The organism is Vibrio ezurae NBRC 102218, assembly GCF_000467185.1.
Classification (GTDB): domain Bacteria; phylum Pseudomonadota; class Gammaproteobacteria; order Enterobacterales; family Vibrionaceae; genus Vibrio; species Vibrio ezurae.
In genome coordinates this window covers 40,839-59,975 of sequence record NZ_BATM01000026.1, presented here as the reverse complement: position 1 = coordinate 59,975, position 19,137 = coordinate 40,839, and the positions used below count along the sequence as shown (strand labels likewise).

The following is a 19,137-nucleotide window of genomic DNA, read 5'->3' as shown; positions in this document are numbered from 1 at the left end:
AAATCGGGTTATTTATATAAAATAAACGGCATTCATCTTGGACTAGTAAGTCATTCCAATATTAAATTTAACGTGTAAAATAATAAATACCTAGGCATTATATAGCAAATTTAAATTACTCTCTTTTTACTTGCGATTTCCGGTTGAAGCTATGAAACAAATCCCACTACCCCTACTTGTTGCCTGTGGCGTTATTGCCACGCCACAAATTGCAGCCGCAACAAACCTGTCAGAAATCTATTCTCAGGCCAAGGTTAGTGACACGGTAGTCCAAACCGCCAAAGCTGATAAAGATGCGGCTTTTGCCAATGTCGATGCTAAACGTGCTCCTTTGTTACCGCAGATAAACTTAGTGGGCACAGCTGAAGGTGAGTTAGGTGACCATTATTTCGAAACTCCCGGCGACAAGCCGTATAGTGATGGATACACCACGGGAGCGAAGATCGTTTTAGATCAAGACTTATATCTTCGCTCTAGCTGGATTGATCTTGATATTGCAGAAAAACAGGCTCGCCAAGCGGATGCTGATTATGCTGCAGCCGAGCAAGAACTCATCATGCGCTCTGCACAAGCCTACTTTGACGTATTAAAAGCCCAAGATGAGCTAAAATCGGTTCAAGCAGAAAAATTAGCGACCAAAAAACAGTGGGATCAAGCTAAGCAGCGTCACGACGCAGGGCTTGCGGCGATTACCGATGTCTATGATGCTGAAGCTCAATACGATACCGTACTCGCTACCGAAGTACTGACAGAAAACGATCTGACCAACAGCTATGAAAAGCTACGAAAGATCACTAATCAGCCTTATGATGAAATTGACACGCTCAATTCAAAGCGATTCAGCCCAGCTAAAAACACCGTAAACTCGAATGCACTGATCAAAGAAGCCCACGAGAAAAACCTTGAGCTGCTTGCCGCTCGCATCGAAAAAGATGTTGCCCAAGATCGCATCAAGTCAGCCAATTCGGGTCATTTGCCTAGCTTGCACTTTAACGCTTCTTATGGGAACGAAGACTATCAAAATGCATGGGGCCGCTCACCTATTGATCATAGCCATGGCAATGATCTTAAAGCCGGTCTTACGCTAAGTGTCCCTGTTTACAATGGTGGGGCTACTTCGGCTAAAACCGCTTCCGCGCAAGCCGAATACATTACCGCCAGCCAAAAACTTGAAAATAAATACCGCGAAGTGGATGCGAATATCCGCGCCTACAACAACAATGTCTCCGCCTCTTACAGCGCGCTCATTGCCTATAAGCAAGTGCTAAAATCCGCACAAGCTGCACACAAAGCCACCCTCTCAGGCTTCCGTGTAGGCACTCGTACTATTGTTGACGTACTCAACTCTTCTCGTCGCGTATTTGAAGCACAGCGCAGCTTATCTGATGCACGCTACGACTACATTACCGCAGGTCTGCGCGTGAAATTAGCCGCTGGTAGCCTAACAGAGCAAGACATCCTCGATATTAATGCAGGGCTAGAATCACCCCACAAAAACGATAGCGATACCCCAGTAAGCTAATATCCCCTAACGGTTTCAGCCAAAAGGCTACTCTTGGCCTTTTGGCTGAAGTCGCTCTCAGATCGCCTTGCGCTGATTCCAAACTCCATAACAAACGCCCCTACCTGCTATATAGGACGCCATGAAGCTTAGTCATACTCTGAGCATAAATTCATAGCAACTTGCTATAGATGTTTTACGAAAGAAATGATGGTTTTTTACGATCGATCAGTCTTCTTGCTACTCAGTTGCGTCTTTTTAATTTATCCACTCCAATGACCTGCTCTTGTCCACACTGTCGAGTATTGCAGTTTTCTTTAACGCACGGCAAAGGAATATATGGCAGGCAGCGAATGATCGAATGCAACATCTTCGTGTTTGATGATGATAAGCGAAGAATGGATCTATTTCAGAGAGTAAAGTTAAACAAGCCGTTAGCTAGATAAAAACGAGCGTATTATGGAGTTTCAAACTATTACTAAGTGCATAGTTATACCTGTTAGTATCATCTATGAATGAGTAAATAATTGAGTTAAGTAAAGAAGAGAAGAGATTGGAGCGTGCAGCGGGAATCGAACCCGCATCATCAGCTTGGAAGGCTGAGGTAATAGCCATTATACGATGCACGCACATCGTGTTGACGAGAGTTAATATGCCATAATAATTTGAAAATAAAAGCGCTAATTGAATAAATTTGCGTATTTACAATCTGTTTGAATGCTTTTCAGACACTATGTGCAAAAAAAAGACAAGCTGACATCAAGTCGCCTCTCTATTATGTTGAAAGGTCTAAATGCGCTAACCGCTATATCTAACACATTCACAGTTCAACTAACCCTTCAACCTACAATAAAGCGCTTCTCTAGTGGTGCAATATAGAGCTTTGAGAACCTTAAGAACATGCCATGGCAAAGTGGCATGTTCGGTCAATTTTAGAAGAGCACTCACCACTTCCTAAACAAACGCACACTTTACGCCAAATGAACTCCAATCTTCGCCCTAAATATACACGCTTTAAAAAGATAGAATTTCATTGGCTTTTAGGCCGGCACAGTCAACAAAACATAGCAAATAAATAGCATATGAATGCGCAACTCAGCGAATATAAATTCATCATACGAGCCTCTCCCCAGAAAAAAGTGTAACAAAATATATCGATCCTCATCACACTACTAATTAAATAATACAAAAGGATTGTTCTAAGTGTAACAATTATAAATCATTGATTTTGATTATATTTAACACTGTAAAATAAATAGCCGCTTAAAATTTGAGCTAAAGTGTGAATTTAAAACACGACTTACATCACTGTTTAAGATGTTCCGACGAGTAAGCTTCAGTTCATAGATATTCCCAAAAGGTAGAAAACAATGAACAAACATGCACTCGCCATTTTAATAGGATTAGCACTCGCTGGGTGTAACAGTGAATCTAATACAAATGCCACATCGCAAACTCAAGTTAAAGAGCCAGTAACGGCTTCTCAGCCAGTAGTCACCGAATCAAATACGAAAACTCCAGAAGTTGTAAAAGCACCAACGACTCAATCCAATGAAGTAGTTAAAGCACCAACGACTACACCAGCTCCAACAGGCATTGCTCTAATACAACCTGAAAACCAAAACGACTCTATATTTGAAAGTTCAGGCATTCCGTCTGGCGTTGTAATGACTCCTAGTGTTAATTGTACAGAAACCTTTCAATCAGTAAGTAAACTACAAGACGCTGCTGAGGATCTTGTTGACGCGCTTAAAGATGAAGACAACACAACGAAACCGACTGCAAATACAACCCTGTGTTTAGCTGACGGTACCTATGATAAAGACCTTGAACTAAAAATCTCCGGATTTAAAGTTGCTGCAGAACATCCCGGCCAAGCAATCCTTAAAGGCGGCGAAGTATCCGTTGCAATGGGTGGTGAGAAAAGTCAATTCCAAGGCTTCGTGCTTGATGGTGTAAAATTTGACAGTGCTTTGATTAATACTCGTCTAAGTAGCAGTGATATTTGTCAAGACTGTCGTATTACTGAGGTTTCAGTACTAAATGCTGTAGGTGAAAATGACTACGGTAACTTAGTTAAAGTTTACGGTGGTGGTACTTGGTTAGACCATAATATTTTTAGTGGTAAAACTATTAAAAATCCTATGGTTTCTCTAGTTCGGGAGGATGGTTTAACTCCTGAACACCGTGCGCATAAAATTGTCGTTTATAAAAACTATTTTGCAAACCGTCCACCAGCGGATGGCAAAATCTACGCGGGTTCAAGCGATAACGACTACGAAGCCATTCGTACTGGTTTAAGTGAAACCCATGGTGAAGACAGTAACTCTTTTGTTGTTGGTAACCTATTTGAAAACATTCAAGGTGAAGCTGAAGTTATCTCTAACAAAGCCAGTCACAACACCATTAGTTTCAATACTATCCGTAATAGTTATGGTTCTCTTACCAACCGTCACGGTCACGGCAACACCATTGAAAACAACTTCATTCTTGGTGAAGGTTACCCACTAGCGGGCGGTATTCGTATCGGTGACTCTGACCATCAAGTGAACAACAACTACATAGAAGGTGCACGTTACTTAAGCTCAACTCACCACGGTGGTATTGTTCTATTAGGTTCTGATAGTGATCAAAAAGATGGCAATGGTACCGGCAATGGCTACCAATTAGTTCAAGATGTTCATGTCTCTCACAACACCATTGTGGATAGTGTAAATAGCTTTAACCTAGATGGTGGCGGTAAATCACATCAACCAAACCATGTTTTCATTGACCACAACATTGTTGAACAAGCGATTGGTCCAGTATTTAAAAGCTCTGACCGTGGTTTACCAGGAAATTCAGAAATTATTGGTAACCTATTCTCAGGCCAACAAGTTGCGGATAGTGATGGAATCAAACAATCTGATTTAGCATCTCAAAACAGATTTGAATCAGCGGTTCTAGCACGCGGTGTTGACCACTTATTCCGTCCAACATCGAATAGCCCAGATCTTACTGTAGCAACACAAGGTGACTATCAAACGCTAAATCCTATCTATGATATGGATGGTCAACAACGTAGCGCTACTACTACAATCGGTGCGGATGAACCCAACGCCTCTGAAATTAAAGTGAAACCACTGACTTTCGCAGATGTGGGTCCAGTAAGCTACAAAATTACAAAACCTGCTCCAATTGTGATTACTGCGCCAATTGAAAATAGTAACTTCGAAAAAGGACTAGATAGTTGGACAAATGCTAAAGGTGATACTCAAGTAGTTACAGGCCCACATGCATTTTCTGGTCAGACATTAGAGCTTACTAACAACGGTTCTATTAGCCAACAGTTCGCTGTTCTACCAGATCATCACTACGAGCTAAGTGCTTTTGTTAAAGGTAATTATGCGCTATCTATCGATGGTAAAGAATTAACCAAAGGCGATGTGTCTGGAGAGCAATACAAATGGGTAACTGTGCCTTATGATTCTGAATCAGCAACAAGTGTAGATTTATCATTAAGCATTCCTGAAAACGTCACTGTAACCGCTCCAATTGCTAACGCTGACTTCAACAATAAAAGTATGGATCACTGGACTAAACATATAGAGGGTGGCTATATTGACTCTTCAAGCGATAGTGCGTTTTCAACAAAAGGCTCTGTTCGCCTACGTTTCAAACATAGTGACGATGCTACAAATGATTTCACTACACACCCTAGTATAAGCCAAGTTGTAGATGGACTGCCAACTAACACAGACGTTACTTTCTCTATGTACTACTGTGACAAAATGGGGAATGACTCTATTGCAAGCCTTGACTTTGGTGCCAAAACTAAAGCAGCACAATCACTACAAGGTACAACAATAGCTCACTCAGTGGTCCACAACAAAGACTTAGCAAATGCACCGAAAGGTACTTATAAAGATTGCTTCAAAGAAGTGTCTCAAACCTTCAATACTAAAAATAACAGTAGTGTAGAAATATTTGCCAACTTAATTGTTGAAGCTGATAAAGCTCAATCGAATAAATACTACAATGAAACAGGTAGTGATGAAGGTGGCAAACTTGAAGTTCGTGTAGACCACTTCGCACTTACTTACCAAGCCAAGGCAGGTGACGACTTAACTGCAAACTTTGATGAAGTACGCCTAGCTACTCGTACTGACCAAAATGCTCCAAAAAACTAATAAATAATCATTAGTTAATTATAACTAGCCAAAGGCACCTCGTTTGAGGTGCCTTTTTTTACTCTTGTCACTTTATTCTTGTCACTATCGCCCTACAAGCTTATTAAAACTCATTGTCTTCTACTACTTCCCAGCCCTTAGTACTACTCCTCTGCAAAACCGTCATAGACTTAATTTATAGCAACCCTAGTCATCAATTGTAGATTCTAGCGTAGCAACAGCGTTGAACGTTTTGATTATAGAGTTATGGCTTATCAGGAAGCGAATGCTTTGCGTAGTGGCTTTTCTACGGCATTTATAGATGGGTAATATTAAGAAGAGGCATTATAAGTAAGCCATCCTACCTGTGTAGCTCAGCAATACAGAACCTAAAATAACTATGGCTACAAAAAGAAAGGGCATACAGAGAAGAGTAATATCTGAAGATTCATAAGCAGTTGGAATAAAAAGAATTACAGCGTATTCGAAGTGAAATAATAACTTGAGTTTTCGGTGGTATTTGTAGCGTTCGAAAGAAGTCTTTTTTGCAGGCACAACCCTTCAATAAATACCAAGGATTGCGCCTGCTATTTAAGCATTATCGCTTATAAGTCACTGCTTCGCTTTCATCTAAGTGGATAGATGTTTGTGCAGGTTTGGTCTCTGCAATCACCTGTCCGTGACGAACAGAATAACGCACAGGAACTTGGCGACGCACAGCGTCAAAACCATTTTCTGCAGGAAGGATAAGAAGGCTAGCGGGTTTGCCCTCTTCAATGCCGTATTGGTCTTGAATGTTTAACGCTTTGGCAGAGTTGGTGCTGATCAAATCTAATGATTGGTTTATCTGATCGTAACCCATCACTTGCGTGACATGTAGCCCCATATGCAGCACTTGAAGCATGTTTGCAGTGCCCAATGGATACCAAGGGTCAAACACATCATCGTGACCAAAACAGACGTTGATATTCGCTTGTAGCATCTCTTTAACTCGGGTAATACCGCGACGCTTAGGATAATCATCAAATCGACCTTGCAAGTGAGTATTCACTAGCGGATTTGCCACAAAGCTAATGCCTGACATTTTAAGCAAACGGAATAAGCGAGAAGCGTAAGCCCCATTGTATGAGCCCATAGCAGTCGTGTGACTTGCCGTCACCTTATCGCCCATTTGATATTTATGAGCCAATGCCGCTAGTGTTTCGACAAATCGCGATTGCTCATCATCAATTTCATCACAATGCACATCAATCAAGCAGTCGTATTTACGCGCTAATTCAAAAGCAAAATGCAGCGATTCCACCCCATATTCACGAGTAAATTCGAAGTGTGGAATAGCGCCAATGACATCCGCGCCAAGCTGTACGGCTTCTTCTAATAGCTCTTTACCGTTAGGGTAAGACAAGATGCCTTCTTGAGGAAATGCCACAATTTGGATATCTACCCATTGCTTCATTTCTTCACGCACTTCGACTAAAGCGCGCAGTGCCAATAGCGTAGGATCAGAGACATCAACATGAGTTCTAACATGCTGAATACCATTGGCTATTTGCCATTTTAAGGTTTGTTTTGCTCTAGATTTTACGTCTTCAATGGTGAGCGTTTGTTTGCGCTCAGCCCAACGCTCAATCCCTTCAAATAAAGTACCAGAGATATTCCAGCTAGGCTCACCCGCTGTTTGCGTGGCATCTAAATGGATATGTGGCTCACAAAAAGGAGCGACCACTAATCCACCTTCAGCATCTAGCGTTTTGCCATTAAAGCCGGTAATCGAGTTCGCATCAGTAATGCGCTTAAATTTACCGTCTTCGATTAAAATCTGTTGCAGATCGTTGTTATCCGCCAAGCGAGCGTTATTAATTAATAGTGAAGTCATAATGCACCGTTACGCCGTTTGTTTATCAAGTGATTTTTTGTTTAACGCTGGGTTTAATATCACATAAGAGATAGCGCCGCCCAATACCGCATTTAGAGGCACGATACCTGGGATAAATGCACCCGCTGCCACGCCAATCGCTACCGCAATAATTGCGGCCCAATTCACAGTGACAAACTCAGCTTTAGCAAAGTTTTTGTAACGCTCTTTATTCATCACAAAGTCAGCAATGATTACGCCGCCAATCGGTGGAATCGCCAACGACAAGAAGGTTAACCAACCCACAAAGTTATTGTACAGCCACAAAGCAAATACAGTACCAATCAAGCCATTAATAATAGAAAGCATGGTGCTTGAGCGGCCAGTAATGTTAGAAAAACCTAAACCTGACGCGTAGAGCGCATTCTCATTGGTCGTCCAAATATTAAGACCTAATACCACAATTGCAGGAAGCAATAAGCCCTGAGCCATCATCACATCAGAGATATCCGCTTGGCCTGTCACAGCCGCGCCTGCCGCGCCGAAGATAAACATTAAAGAGTTACCGATGAAGAATGCCACCATAGTGATCACTACTGCGCCAGAAGCTTTTTTACCAAAGCGCACAAAATCGGCAGTCAACGTACCCGCACTGATAAATGAACCCACAACCATCGCTAACGCAACCGAGAAATCGATTGGTGTTTCAGGCTGGATAAGTTGCAATTGGTCTACGCCGCCTACAGAGTGCACTGCGGTTAAAACCGAATATCCACCCAATACCGCAATAGCAGGAACGGCGATAGCCGACAGCACCATTAGCGCCTTAATACCAAAGTAAACCGTACCCGTCATTAACAAACCAGATACGATAATTAATATGTTGGTATCAATGCCCGTCGCTTTTTGCACAGGGATAGCAAACATGGCCACACCCACGCCAAACCAACCCACTTGAGTGCCGCCAAGTAATGCCGACGGCAACCATGAACCTTTAGTACCAAAAGAGAAACGAGCAAGTAGGTGAGTAGAAAGTCCAGTAGAAGCGCCGATGTAGCCAAGAAAAGAAGTGTAAATACCGAGAATAAGGTTACCGATAATAACAGCAAGGAAGAAATCGTTGAAATTTAGCCCTGTGCCCAGTGAACCACCTGTCCACATACTTGCTGAGAAGAAAGTAAGTCCTAACATCACCATAGTGAGCGATGCCATGCCCTTTCTAGCCTGTGCCGGAACCGGACCAAGACTATAATTGTTGTCACTTGCCATTTTTATCTCCGAATTACATAAACTTCATGAATATGTATGTGTGAATTTCACACAAACGGACGGTATTATGAGCGTATATATCACTTAGTCAATCCATTTTAAGAAAGCCAAACGTTTGCTCTTACTTTAAATAATAAAATAGCATTATATAACAACGACTTAAGTATTTCATAATCGAATGAAAAGTATTGAAGAATAATGGTAAGTGATACAAACCCACATGTGCATAGTTACGTATAAAAAGGAAGGGAAGATGTAACGAAAGCATACACTGAAATTATCAAATTTTATTTTGCCACCCAGATCTGCTCAACAATACATTGCCCTGCTTGTAGTACTCGTCCAACAAAACGATCCCCTTTGTGCACAACCCCTACACCTTTTGGCGTACCTGTCATGACAATGTCACCATCTTCAAGTGTGATGAACTGGTCAAGCTGATCTTTAATGACGTCCGGTGGATATAACATTAACTCAACGCCACCTTGTTGAATCAAAACATCATTAATCCAAAGCTCCAGAGATAACCCCTCGCCTATGCATTCAAATGGAACAAATTCAGAGAATAATGCAGAGCCATCAAATGCTTTAGCGCGCTCCCAAGGCAGACCCTTGTTTCTGAGGCGAGTTTGACTCTCGCGCTTAGTAAGATCTAGCCCCAATGCCACCGCTTTAAACTCACCCTCTTTCACCAAAAAGCTCAGCTCGGCTTCATAGTGCAGCGCTTCACCTTTGTCGCTGTGTAAAGTTGTGCTAATGGATGAATTAGGTTTTAAGAAGACGACCATATCCTCAGGGATTTCATTTCCTAACTCTTCAATATGAGCCACATAGTTGCGGCCAACACAGACAATTTTACTTGGCGTATAAATTTGATTTAGAGCGCGAACCGTATTTAATGGCATGCTTTGAAACCCTTATATCTGAATTATTCTGTTGCTATAACAATATCATAGTGTCGAGAAACATCGGCAGTCACCTTGCCCCAAAACGAGTCTTTTACTCGGCGTTGATGAAATTCAAAGGAGGATTTATCGATAAACTCTTCGTAGACATCGAAGCGTTGTGGTGTGTCAGTTGATTGCTGAACACGAAAAGTCATATTGCCACACTCTGCCCGAGTCAAACGAATGTGCTCAGGCAAAGCATGGAGAACAGCATCAAGATCTTTATCAGGCACAACAATGTAGCCTGACAATATCACCTTAGCCACTGTGGTAATTATCCGCGATAGTAACGCTGAGGTACAAACGGCATTTTCTCAACCGTCATCGGCAGTTTTTTACCGCGCACTTCGGCAAAGATCTCTGTGCCTACCGCCATCAAATCACTGCGCACATACGCCATAGACACCGGCTTACCTGCGTTAGGGCCCGCTGTACCACTGGTGACAATGCCCACTTCAACATCGTTGGCATCAAACAGTTTACAGCCTTCACGTACTGGCGCTTTGGTTTGCCCAACAAGGCCAACACGTTTGCGTTTTACATCTTTTGTCGCAATTTGCTCAAGGATAATATCTGCGCCAGGGAAACCACCTGCACGCTGACCATCAGCGCGACGGATTTTACTGATCCCCCAAAGCAAGCTCGCTTCAACAGGTGTCGTTGTTGTATCAAGATCATGACCGTAAAGACAAAGACCACATTCAAGACGAAGTGAATCACGAGCACCTAAACCAATCCATTCCACCAAATCAGAGTCAGTGAGTGTGTTGGCTAATGCAGCCGCTTGTGCATTAGGTACTGAGATTTCAAAGCCGTCTTCGCCGGTGTAACCTGAACGACTGACGATACATTCAACGCCAAGTAGCTCAAGTCGCGCCACATCCATAAACACCATATCTTTAACCGCAGGGTTTAAAGTCGCTAAAACGTCCACCGCTTTCGGGCCTTGCAATGCAAGCAAAGCGCGGTCTTCAATCACTTCCAGTTCCACACCTTCTAGAAGGTTGGCTTGCAAGTGCGCAATATCTTGTTCTTTGCATGCCGCATTTACGACAACAAACAGATGATCGCCAAGGTTAGCCACCATCAAGTCATCCATGATGCCGCCTTGTTCATTGGTAAAGAAAGCATAGCGCTGATTGCCATTTGGCAAATCAATGATATCAACAGGAACCAAAGCTTCTAGTGTCGCCGCTGCGTTATCGCCTTTTAGGCGCAGCTGTCCCATATGGGAAACATCGAAAAGACCGGCTGCATCACGTGTATGTAAGTGCTCTTTTTTAACCCCTAAAGGATATTGCACAGGCATATCGTAGCCTGCAAAAGGGACCATTTTTGCGCCTTGCTCTACATGTACAGCATGCAGTGGAGTCTTTAGTAAAACTTCAGTCATTGTCTCTCCTTAGTCGCGCTCTAGTCCCGACATTCGATTCAGTCTAGAGCCACATATTCTTTATATGATTGATTCCGTTTCTTAATCAAAGCAAACGTTTGCTGTCACTATAGGAAACTTCATCCCTTAACACAACCACTACATCAGCAGGGTTTATTTAGCGGTAACCCATAGGATTTGTGCGTCTTCTTCACTGCGTGAAATCAGCGCATGTCCCATATTTGCGTCATAATAAACACTGTCACCTTCGCCAAGTACCAAAGGTTCGTAAAACTCTGAATAGAAAAGAACTTCGCCAGAAAGTATTAATAAAAATTCCTCTCCATCATGGCGAACCCAGCCTTGAAACTCGTCAAAACTGCGCGCATGCACCACAGACTTAAATGGCATCATTTTCTTTTGCGACATCTCTGTAGCCAGCAGTTCATGCTCATAAGTCACCGTGGGGTGAGGTTTACCCATACCCTTTAATGTTACATCTCGACGACCGCTCGCACCTTTATTTTCAGGCGGTGCGAACAATTGTGGCATGTCAATATTTAAGCCATTAGCGAGTTTTTGCATCGCCTGAAAGGTCGGGCTAATTTGTTCATTTTCAATTTTACTTAACGTTGAACGAGCCAGTCCTGTACGCTGACTCGCCTCTTCAAGTGTTAAACCCAACTGACTGCGAATCGATTTGATTTTATCGCCCAGCTTTAAAGGCTCAACACTGTTTTCAACGGAGGACTTCTCTACGCTTAGCGATGGATATTCATCCAATATCGGTTCTTTCATGAGGCCCTTCATATAAATTTAATAAAATTATCTTATTAAAAAGTGTGCCCTAAAAGCCTCGTTGTATGAAGAGCATAAGAGAAGATTTAATGAGAAATAAGTAGCAAACTTGGTTTTTTTGTTTCCAATAGGAAATTTCGACTTGAGAATGTACACAACACAGTTTATTTTATCTTCAATACAAGATTTTTATTAATTCAATCTGATTAAGTTGGAGATTCAAAATGGACAACACTCTAAAGTTTGCTGATAGCCATGAGTGGGTGAAAGACAACGGTGATGGTACTGTAACAATCGGTATTTCAGAGCACGCTCAACAAATGCTTGGTGATGTTGTTTTTGTCGACCTACCAGAAGTAGAAGACAGCATTGAAGCTGGCGATAGCTTCTCTCTTGTTGAATCTGTAAAAGCAGCTTCTGATATCTACGCTCCAATTACGGGTGAAATTGTTGAAATTAACGAAGAGCTAGAAGACAGCCCTGAATTAATCAACGAAGAACCGTATGAAGGCGGTTGGATTGTTAAAGTGAAGCTTGAAGATCCATCAGAGCTAGACAACTTAACAAACGCTGAAGACTACCTAGCAAGCATCGAAGACGAGTAAGCTATAGTCCAAGTTTATTGAGTAAAAACAATAAATTAAAAAATCCCCGCGGTTGCGGGGATCTTGCCATTTAGAGACACCTAAAGTCTCATATTAAGGCTTCAAGTAAGGTATAAAGGAATTATGACTGATCTACTACGTAGCTTAAGTACAGATAACGAATTTGTTTCACGACATAACGGTCCCAACTTAGCTGACCAACAAAAAATGCTTGAGCGCATTAAGGCGACAAGCCTAAATGAATTGGTGCAACAAACCGTGCCGCAGCAAATCCAGCTGGAAAAACCATTGACTCTAGACGCGCCACTGAGTGAAGCGAGTATGCTAGAAGAGATGAAAAAGTTTGCTCAGCAAAACCAAGTCAAGCGCACCTTTATTGGCCAAGGTTACTACAACACCTTTACGCCAAACGTTATCTTACGCAACGTACTAGAAAACCCAGGTTGGTACACAGCCTACACGCCGTATCAGCCAGAGATTTCTCAAGGTCGCCTTGAAGCCCTACTGAACTACCAACAAATGATCATCGACCTAACTGGTATGGAGATTGCGAACGCTTCTCTACTGGATGAAGCGACAGCCGCTGCGGAAGCGATGACGCTTTGTAAACGTGCCGGCAAAAGCAAAAGCAAAACCTTCTTTGTCGCCGATGATGTTCACCCACAAACAATTGAAGTTGTAAAAACTCGCGCAGAGTTTATTGGCTTTGACGTTGTGGTTGGCGCAACCGATTCATTACCTGAGCAAGATGTATTTGGCGCACTGCTACAATACCCAAACACCACCGGTGAAGTTCGCGATCTCACGGATATCATCAGCCAAGCACAAACCAATAAAACCTTAGTGACTATTGCGACCGACCTACTCGCTTCAACGCTGTTAAAGCCGGCTGGCGAAATGGGCGCCGATGTGGTCATTGGTTCAGCTCAGCGCTTTGGCGTACCTATGGGCTATGGCGGTCCTCATGCGGCATTTATGGCTACGCGTGACAAACACAAGCGTACTATGCCGGGCCGCGTTATCGGTGTGTCTATCGATAAAAACGGCAACCAAGCACTGCGCATGGCAATGCAAACTCGTGAGCAACACATCCGCCGCGAAAAAGCGACTTCAAACATTTGTACCGCGCAAGCATTGCTGGCTAACATGGCGGCGTTTTATGCGGTATTCCACGGCTGTGAAGGGTTAAAAACCATTGCTCGTCGCACCCACCACATGACTGCAATTTTGGCTGCTGGCTTAACCAAACAAGGTTACGAGCTTTGCCACAATTCTTTCTTTGATACGCTGACTATCGCAACGGGTGATAGAACAGACGCGCTTTATGGCGCAGCGCAACGCGATAACATCAACCTTCGCAAACTGGATGGCAAGCTAGGCGTAAGTTTTGATGAAACCACAACCGTTGCCGACATTGTTGCACTGTTTAGTGTGTTCCAAGTCAGCGAATCGATTGAAGCGCTAAGCAACGAAGTATCACAAAACGAATTTGCCGCTATCCCTGAAGATTGCCGCCGCAGTTCAAGCTTCCTAACGCACCCTGTGTTCAACACTTATCACAGTGAAACTCAGATGATGCGTTACCTAAAACAGCTTGAAAACAAAGACTTCTCATTAACACACGGCATGATCCCGCTGGGCTCTTGTACCATGAAGCTCAACGCTGCCGCAGAAATGATTCCCGTGACTTGGCCAGAATTTGGTTCAATTCACCCGTTTGCTCCTACTGAGCAAGCCGCAGGTTACACTGCACTGGCAAAAGATCTTAAAGCTAAGCTGTGTGAAATCACCGGCTACGACGATTTCTCTTTGCAACCAAACTCAGGCGCTTCTGGTGAATACGCCGGTCTAATTGCCATTCAGCGTTACCACCAATCACGCGGCGAAGGTCATCGTAACGTTTGCTTGATCCCAAGCTCTGCACACGGCACAAACCCAGCATCAGCCTCTATGGTGTCGCTAAAAGTAGTGGTTGTGAAATGTGATGACGATGGCAACATCGATATGACAGATCTAAGCGCTAAAATCGAAAAACACGCTGATAACCTATCTAGCATCATGATCACTTACCCTTCAACACACGGCGTGTTTGAAGAGCAAGTAAAAGAAGTGTGCGAAATGGTGCACGCTGCTGGCGGTCAAGTGTACCTAGATGGCGCGAACATGAACGCTCAGGTTGGCCTTACAAGCCCTGGCTTTATCGGCTCAGACGTATCGCACCTTAACCTACACAAAACATTCTGTATCCCACACGGCGGCGGCGGCCCTGGCATGGGACCAATCGGTGTTAAATCTCACCTTGCCCCATTCCTACCGGGTCACATCGAAAACGGTGAACACGGCCAAGATTACTCCATCTCTGCCGCAGATATGGGCAGCGCTTCCATCTTACCTATCTCTTGGGCATACATCGCCATGATGGGCGAGCAAGGCTTAACCAAAGCCACAGAAGTTGCGATCCTAAACGCCAACTACGTGATGGAACGTTTACTGCCTTACTACCCTGTATTGTACCGTGGTAAAAACGGCCGTGTTGCACACGAATGTATTATCGATATCCGCCCTCTAAAAGAAGAGACAGGTATTAGCGAAGAAGACATCGCAAAACGCCTAATGGACTACGGTTTCCACGCGCCGACCATGTCATTCCCTGTAGCCGGCACACTAATGATTGAGCCAACTGAGTCAGAAGACTTAGAAGAGCTAAACCGCTTCTGTGACGCTATGGTCGCCATCCGCAAAGAGATGAACAAAGTCCGCGACGGCGAATGGCCACTAGACAACAACCCACTAGTCAACGCCCCACACACCCAAGTTGACCTAGCCAGCAGCGAATGGGATCACCCATACTCACGCGAAATCGGCGCCTTCCCATCCAAATCACAAAGCATTTGGAAATACTGGCCAACCGTAAACCGCGTAGATAACGTATACGGCGACCGCAACTTGATTTGTACTTGTCCAAGTATTGATGAGTATGTGGAAGAGTGATTGGTGTTGATCACTGATAACTAAGTTGGAAATTGACTGATAGAATAAAGGCGAACCGTTTGGTTCGCCTTTTTTCATGTCACTGTAACCTAGAAATTGCTGTCTGGTAAGTCCTTACCAGAGTTCACTCTTGCTGAAATATGGGGATTTTTAATGAATGTCGATCATACTTATTCCCAAACAGAAACAAACGTAGAGAAGCTAAGACGCTACCAAGAAGTTATCGCTGAGTATAACAAATTGGAAGATAACTATGGCAATGAACTATATGAGGAGCGCTTATGAATAAGCTCACTACTAAACGATTAAAAGCTATTGCCTCACTTCTCAACGACCTTGAATTTATTTATCAAGAGGGATTACCCGAAGAGTAGCACAACGCTCTTTGTATCAAGCAGAAGCGCGAAGTCATAAATACGCAACCGCCAAACCCTGTGACTTGATTGATGACCCTTTGTTTGAGGTGTTCGTTGAAGACTGGTTGAAGTCAGGTGAACGGTAAGTCTCATCTAAGTATCTAAAATATTAGGGACATTCTTAATCAGGTCTAAATATTTTCAATTGACTACATTAGCAACAGGCACCAATATGCACCTTATTACAAATAACCATGTTGCATATGTGTGTATGTTTAAAGGAATTGAAAATGGGAATCGTAAAAGAGATCTTAGTCGGAAAAAGCCAACTTTCTTGGTTAGGCTTAGCAGGTAAAAAAATATCACCTGACGAAATCTATACTACATGGTGTGTAAACAATTTTATCTTTCAGGAAGAAAACTTAGCTCTAAAAATCCCAGGTTTGCGCCCTCCCCAAATTGGCGGTATCTATGCTGCACTTGGTTACGAAAAATCCGAAGCTAACAGTGCTGCAACTATTGTTATGCCAACAGGAACAGGGAAAACCGAAACTATTTTATCCATCGTTGTTGCGGGTAGATTTCGTAAAACACTAGTTATAGTGCCTTCTGACGCCTTGCGCGAACAAACCAAGAAAAAGTTTTTAGGACTTGGGCTCTTAAGACAACTAGGGATGCTTAATGACAGCTTCGAGAACCCTATTGTTGCGACTATAAAACACGGCATTCAAGATATCATCGAAATCAATCACCTATTAAACTCGAATGTAATCATTGCTACTGCCGCTGCATTATCACAGTTCCACAAGGATGCCTTAGAAACATTAACAAAAGCATGTTCTCATCTAGTTGTGGATGAAGCACACCATGTAACAGCGAGCACTTGGGCGCAAATAAAAGCGCAGTTTGCCGACAAACCAGTGTTTCAATTTACCGCGACTCCTTTTCGAACGGACTGCTCTAGAGTAGACGGAAAAATTATTTTTAACTATTCACTTAGCAAAGCTCAACTTGATGGTTACTTTAAGCCAATAGAGTTTCATCCAGTGAAAGAGTTTGTAGAAGAGAAAGCAGATAAAGTGATTGCTCAGAAAGCTATTGACTTATTGAAGGCCGACTTGAAGAACGGCCTTAACCACATGGTGATGGCTAGAGCAAACAACATAAAAAGAGCAACGCAAGTATATGAATACTATAAAAATGAGACTGAACTGAATCCTATATTAATTACAAGTAAAGCAAAACGCAAAGACGAAGTTCTTAAAGCGATCAAGGCGGGAAAGCATCGAATAATCGTATGTGTAAATATGCTCGGAGAAGGATTCGATTTACCTCAATTAAAAATTTCAGCGATTCATGACCCACATAAAAGCATTAATGTAATGCTCCAGTTTACTGGACGCTTCACGAGAACAACGGAAGGAGTTGGGGATGCAAAATTTGTTGCTAACATAGCAAACCCTAAACTGAACGACTGCCTTCAAGAACTGTACAATGAAGACTCCGACTGGAATTCTATCATCAGTAACATCAGCAGTGAGAAGGTAATTTCAGAGCTAAAGTACCAAGATTTCAAATCTGGCTTTTCAGAACCAAGTAAATTGCTGGATCTGGGGTTAACACCAAGTATAAGTACCACCGTGTTTAACTTAAGAGCTGCGACTTGGAAACCTGAAAACTTCTATAAGTTTAGTAATAAGCATTTTCAGATTCATGACTCTGTTCTAAATGATGAGCAAGATACCCTTGTCTTTTCGGTCAAATCATATGCTCCTGTTGGATGGTCAAGCTCTAAAGAGCTATTTGACGAGTCTTGGGATCTATATATCGCCTATTTTGATAAGCGAAACAAGTTACTCTTTATCCACTCATCTGCGAAGGATGGCCTTGTAAAGCGTTTAGCAAAATTAATCGCGGAAGGAGCTCCTCAAGTAAACGGAGAGCGGGTATTTCGTGCACTTTCTGGACTAAAGAGATTGAAGCTCCAAAATGTTGGTCTAAACAAGAACAAGAAAGGTCTTCGCTACTCTATGCATACGGGAACTGAAATCAATGATCAGATTCCAGACATTGAAGCTAAACGTTCTATCAAATCCAATATTTTTGGTAAAGGATACGAGGACGGTAAACTTGTTAGTGTCGGGTGTTCATACAAAGGTAAAGTCTGGTCAATGGACAGCGATTCTCTGGAGCAATGGATCGACTGGTGCAAAAACGTTGGCAAAAAAATCTTAGATGAGTCTATCGATACTAACCAAGTATTGAAAACTGCTATGCAAAGTGAAGAGTTAACCGAATACCCAGAACTTAGGTTACTCAATGTTGAATGGCCAGTTGGGCTATTGCGCAAGAATGACCGAAAAATATATCTAAGTGATGGTAAGCGGGAGGAAACATTATTCAACTGCGAACTAACTTTATCAGATAAGACTAATGATAAAGATAACATCAGGTACTTTGACATCTCGACTCCTCGCGGATCATTTGGCGTTTCAGCAACCATTACAGCCAAGGGAGAAGTAACTCACAGCTCCGATACACCTTTATACATAATCATAGGGAGTGAGGAGCGTCTAGTGACTGATTTCTTTGATGAAAATCCCCCTGTTTTCTTCTTAGAGGACACCTCTATCATCGATGGTGGGTATAGATACTATTCGTATGAAGAGTATGCATACTTATACTCCTTGAACAATATTGAAGGCTGGTTGTGGGATGACGTTGATATTTCGGTGGAATCCCAAACACACCTAAAGCACCCACACTCAATTCAGTACCATACTATCCAACAGATCAAAGATAACTACGATCTGGTGTTCGATGACGATGGTAGCGGAGAGATCGCTGATATTGTAGCTATCAAAAATAACGATGATTCCGAGCTAATTATAGATTTATACCACTGCAAATATTGTACTAAAAAGAAAGGCGTAGCGAAGCCTGGAGCACGAGTAGATGATATCTATCAAGTGGCGGGGCAAGCTGTGAAAAGTATTAAATGGTTTGCTAACAAAGAATCTCTGATCAACAGATTAATCGATAGAGAGCGAGTTAGGTTAAGTCAAGAGAAGGCATCACGTATAGACAAAGGAACGCTAGAACAGCTAATCCATCTGTCAAAAGTTGCTAGATATGCCTCATTCAAAGTTGGAGTGGCTATCGTTCAACCAGCAATTTCAAAACCTCTGATTTCTAAAGATATTCTATCTGTTCTGGGAGCTACTGAAGCCTATATTGATGAAATTTCAAGCATTAAACTACGCGTGATAATCAATCAAACATCATAAAGAGAACT

General features: G+C 42.6%; 11 protein-coding genes and 1 tRNA gene. 5 read left to right on the top strand and 7 right to left on the bottom strand.

Going from position 1 to position 19,137, the window contains the following annotated elements; all coding sequences use genetic code 11:
• Positions 1 to 151: 151 nt before the first annotated feature.
• The gene (locus tag VEZ01S_RS09975) at positions 152 to 1,522 is read left to right on the top strand and encodes a TolC family outer membrane protein (protein ID WP_021713919.1); all 1,371 of its coding nucleotides are present in this window, start codon (positions 152 to 154) and stop codon (positions 1,520 to 1,522) included.
• Positions 1,523 to 2,055: 533 nt separating this feature from the next.
• On the opposite strand, the gene VEZ01S_RS09970 is transcribed toward VEZ01S_RS09975, so the two are convergent.
• Positions 2,056 to 2,130, bottom strand: a tRNA-Gly gene (locus VEZ01S_RS09970).
• A 741-nt stretch (positions 2,131 to 2,871) separates the two neighbouring features.
• On the opposite strand from VEZ01S_RS09970, the gene VEZ01S_RS09965 reads away from it, so the two are divergent.
• Positions 2,872 to 5,670, top strand: coding sequence for a polysaccharide lyase 6 family protein (locus tag VEZ01S_RS09965; protein ID WP_021713918.1), 2,799 nt, complete (start codon positions 2,872 to 2,874; stop codon positions 5,668 to 5,670).
• Positions 5,671 to 6,247: 577 nt separating this feature from the next.
• Here the strand turns inward: VEZ01S_RS09965 and VEZ01S_RS09960 are convergent.
• From VEZ01S_RS09960 to VEZ01S_RS09935, 6 genes are all read right to left on the bottom strand, one after another.
• A complete protein-coding gene (locus VEZ01S_RS09960) occupies positions 6,248 to 7,525 on the bottom strand; it encodes a cytosine deaminase (RefSeq protein WP_021713917.1) in 1,278 nt (425 codons plus the stop codon).
• A 9-nt stretch (positions 7,526 to 7,534) separates the two neighbouring features.
• The gene (codB, locus tag VEZ01S_RS09955; RefSeq protein ID WP_021713916.1) at positions 7,535 to 8,773 is read right to left on the bottom strand and encodes a cytosine permease; all 1,239 of its coding nucleotides are present in this window, start codon (positions 8,771 to 8,773) and stop codon (positions 7,535 to 7,537) included.
• A gap of 287 nt (positions 8,774 to 9,060) precedes the next feature.
• Complete coding sequence (locus VEZ01S_RS09950) at positions 9,061 to 9,678, bottom strand: fumarylacetoacetate hydrolase family protein (protein WP_021713915.1); 618 nt, start codon at positions 9,676 to 9,678, stop codon at positions 9,061 to 9,063.
• A gap of 23 nt (positions 9,679 to 9,701) precedes the next feature.
• Positions 9,702 to 9,986: a putative quinol monooxygenase gene (locus VEZ01S_RS09945; RefSeq protein WP_040890671.1), complete on the bottom strand. Its 285-nt coding sequence runs from the start codon at positions 9,984 to 9,986 to the stop codon at positions 9,702 to 9,704.
• An 8-nt stretch (positions 9,987 to 9,994) separates the two neighbouring features.
• On the bottom strand, positions 9,995 to 11,113 hold the full coding sequence (gene gcvT, locus VEZ01S_RS09940; RefSeq protein ID WP_021713913.1) for a glycine cleavage system aminomethyltransferase GcvT: 1,119 nt from the start codon (positions 11,111 to 11,113) through the stop codon (positions 9,995 to 9,997).
• A 153-nt stretch (positions 11,114 to 11,266) separates the two neighbouring features.
• Positions 11,267 to 11,890, bottom strand: coding sequence for a helix-turn-helix domain-containing protein (locus VEZ01S_RS09935; RefSeq protein WP_021713912.1), 624 nt, complete (start codon positions 11,888 to 11,890; stop codon positions 11,267 to 11,269).
• A 224-nt stretch (positions 11,891 to 12,114) separates the two neighbouring features.
• Between VEZ01S_RS09935 and gcvH the strand changes: the two genes are divergently transcribed.
• From gcvH to VEZ01S_RS09920, 3 genes are all read left to right on the top strand, one after another.
• Positions 12,115 to 12,495 (top strand): glycine cleavage system protein GcvH, encoded by a 381-nt coding sequence (gcvH, locus tag VEZ01S_RS09930; RefSeq protein ID WP_021713911.1) that lies wholly within the window; start codon positions 12,115 to 12,117, stop codon positions 12,493 to 12,495.
• A gap of 123 nt (positions 12,496 to 12,618) precedes the next feature.
• Complete coding sequence (gcvP, locus tag VEZ01S_RS09925; RefSeq protein WP_021713910.1) at positions 12,619 to 15,486, top strand: aminomethyl-transferring glycine dehydrogenase; 2,868 nt, start codon at positions 12,619 to 12,621, stop codon at positions 15,484 to 15,486.
• Between the two features lie 646 nt (positions 15,487 to 16,132).
• Positions 16,133 to 19,129, top strand: a complete 2,997-nt coding sequence (locus VEZ01S_RS09920) for a DEAD/DEAH box helicase (protein WP_021713909.1) — start codon at positions 16,133 to 16,135, stop codon at positions 19,127 to 19,129.
• The last annotated feature ends 8 nt before the right edge of the window (positions 19,130 to 19,137 follow it).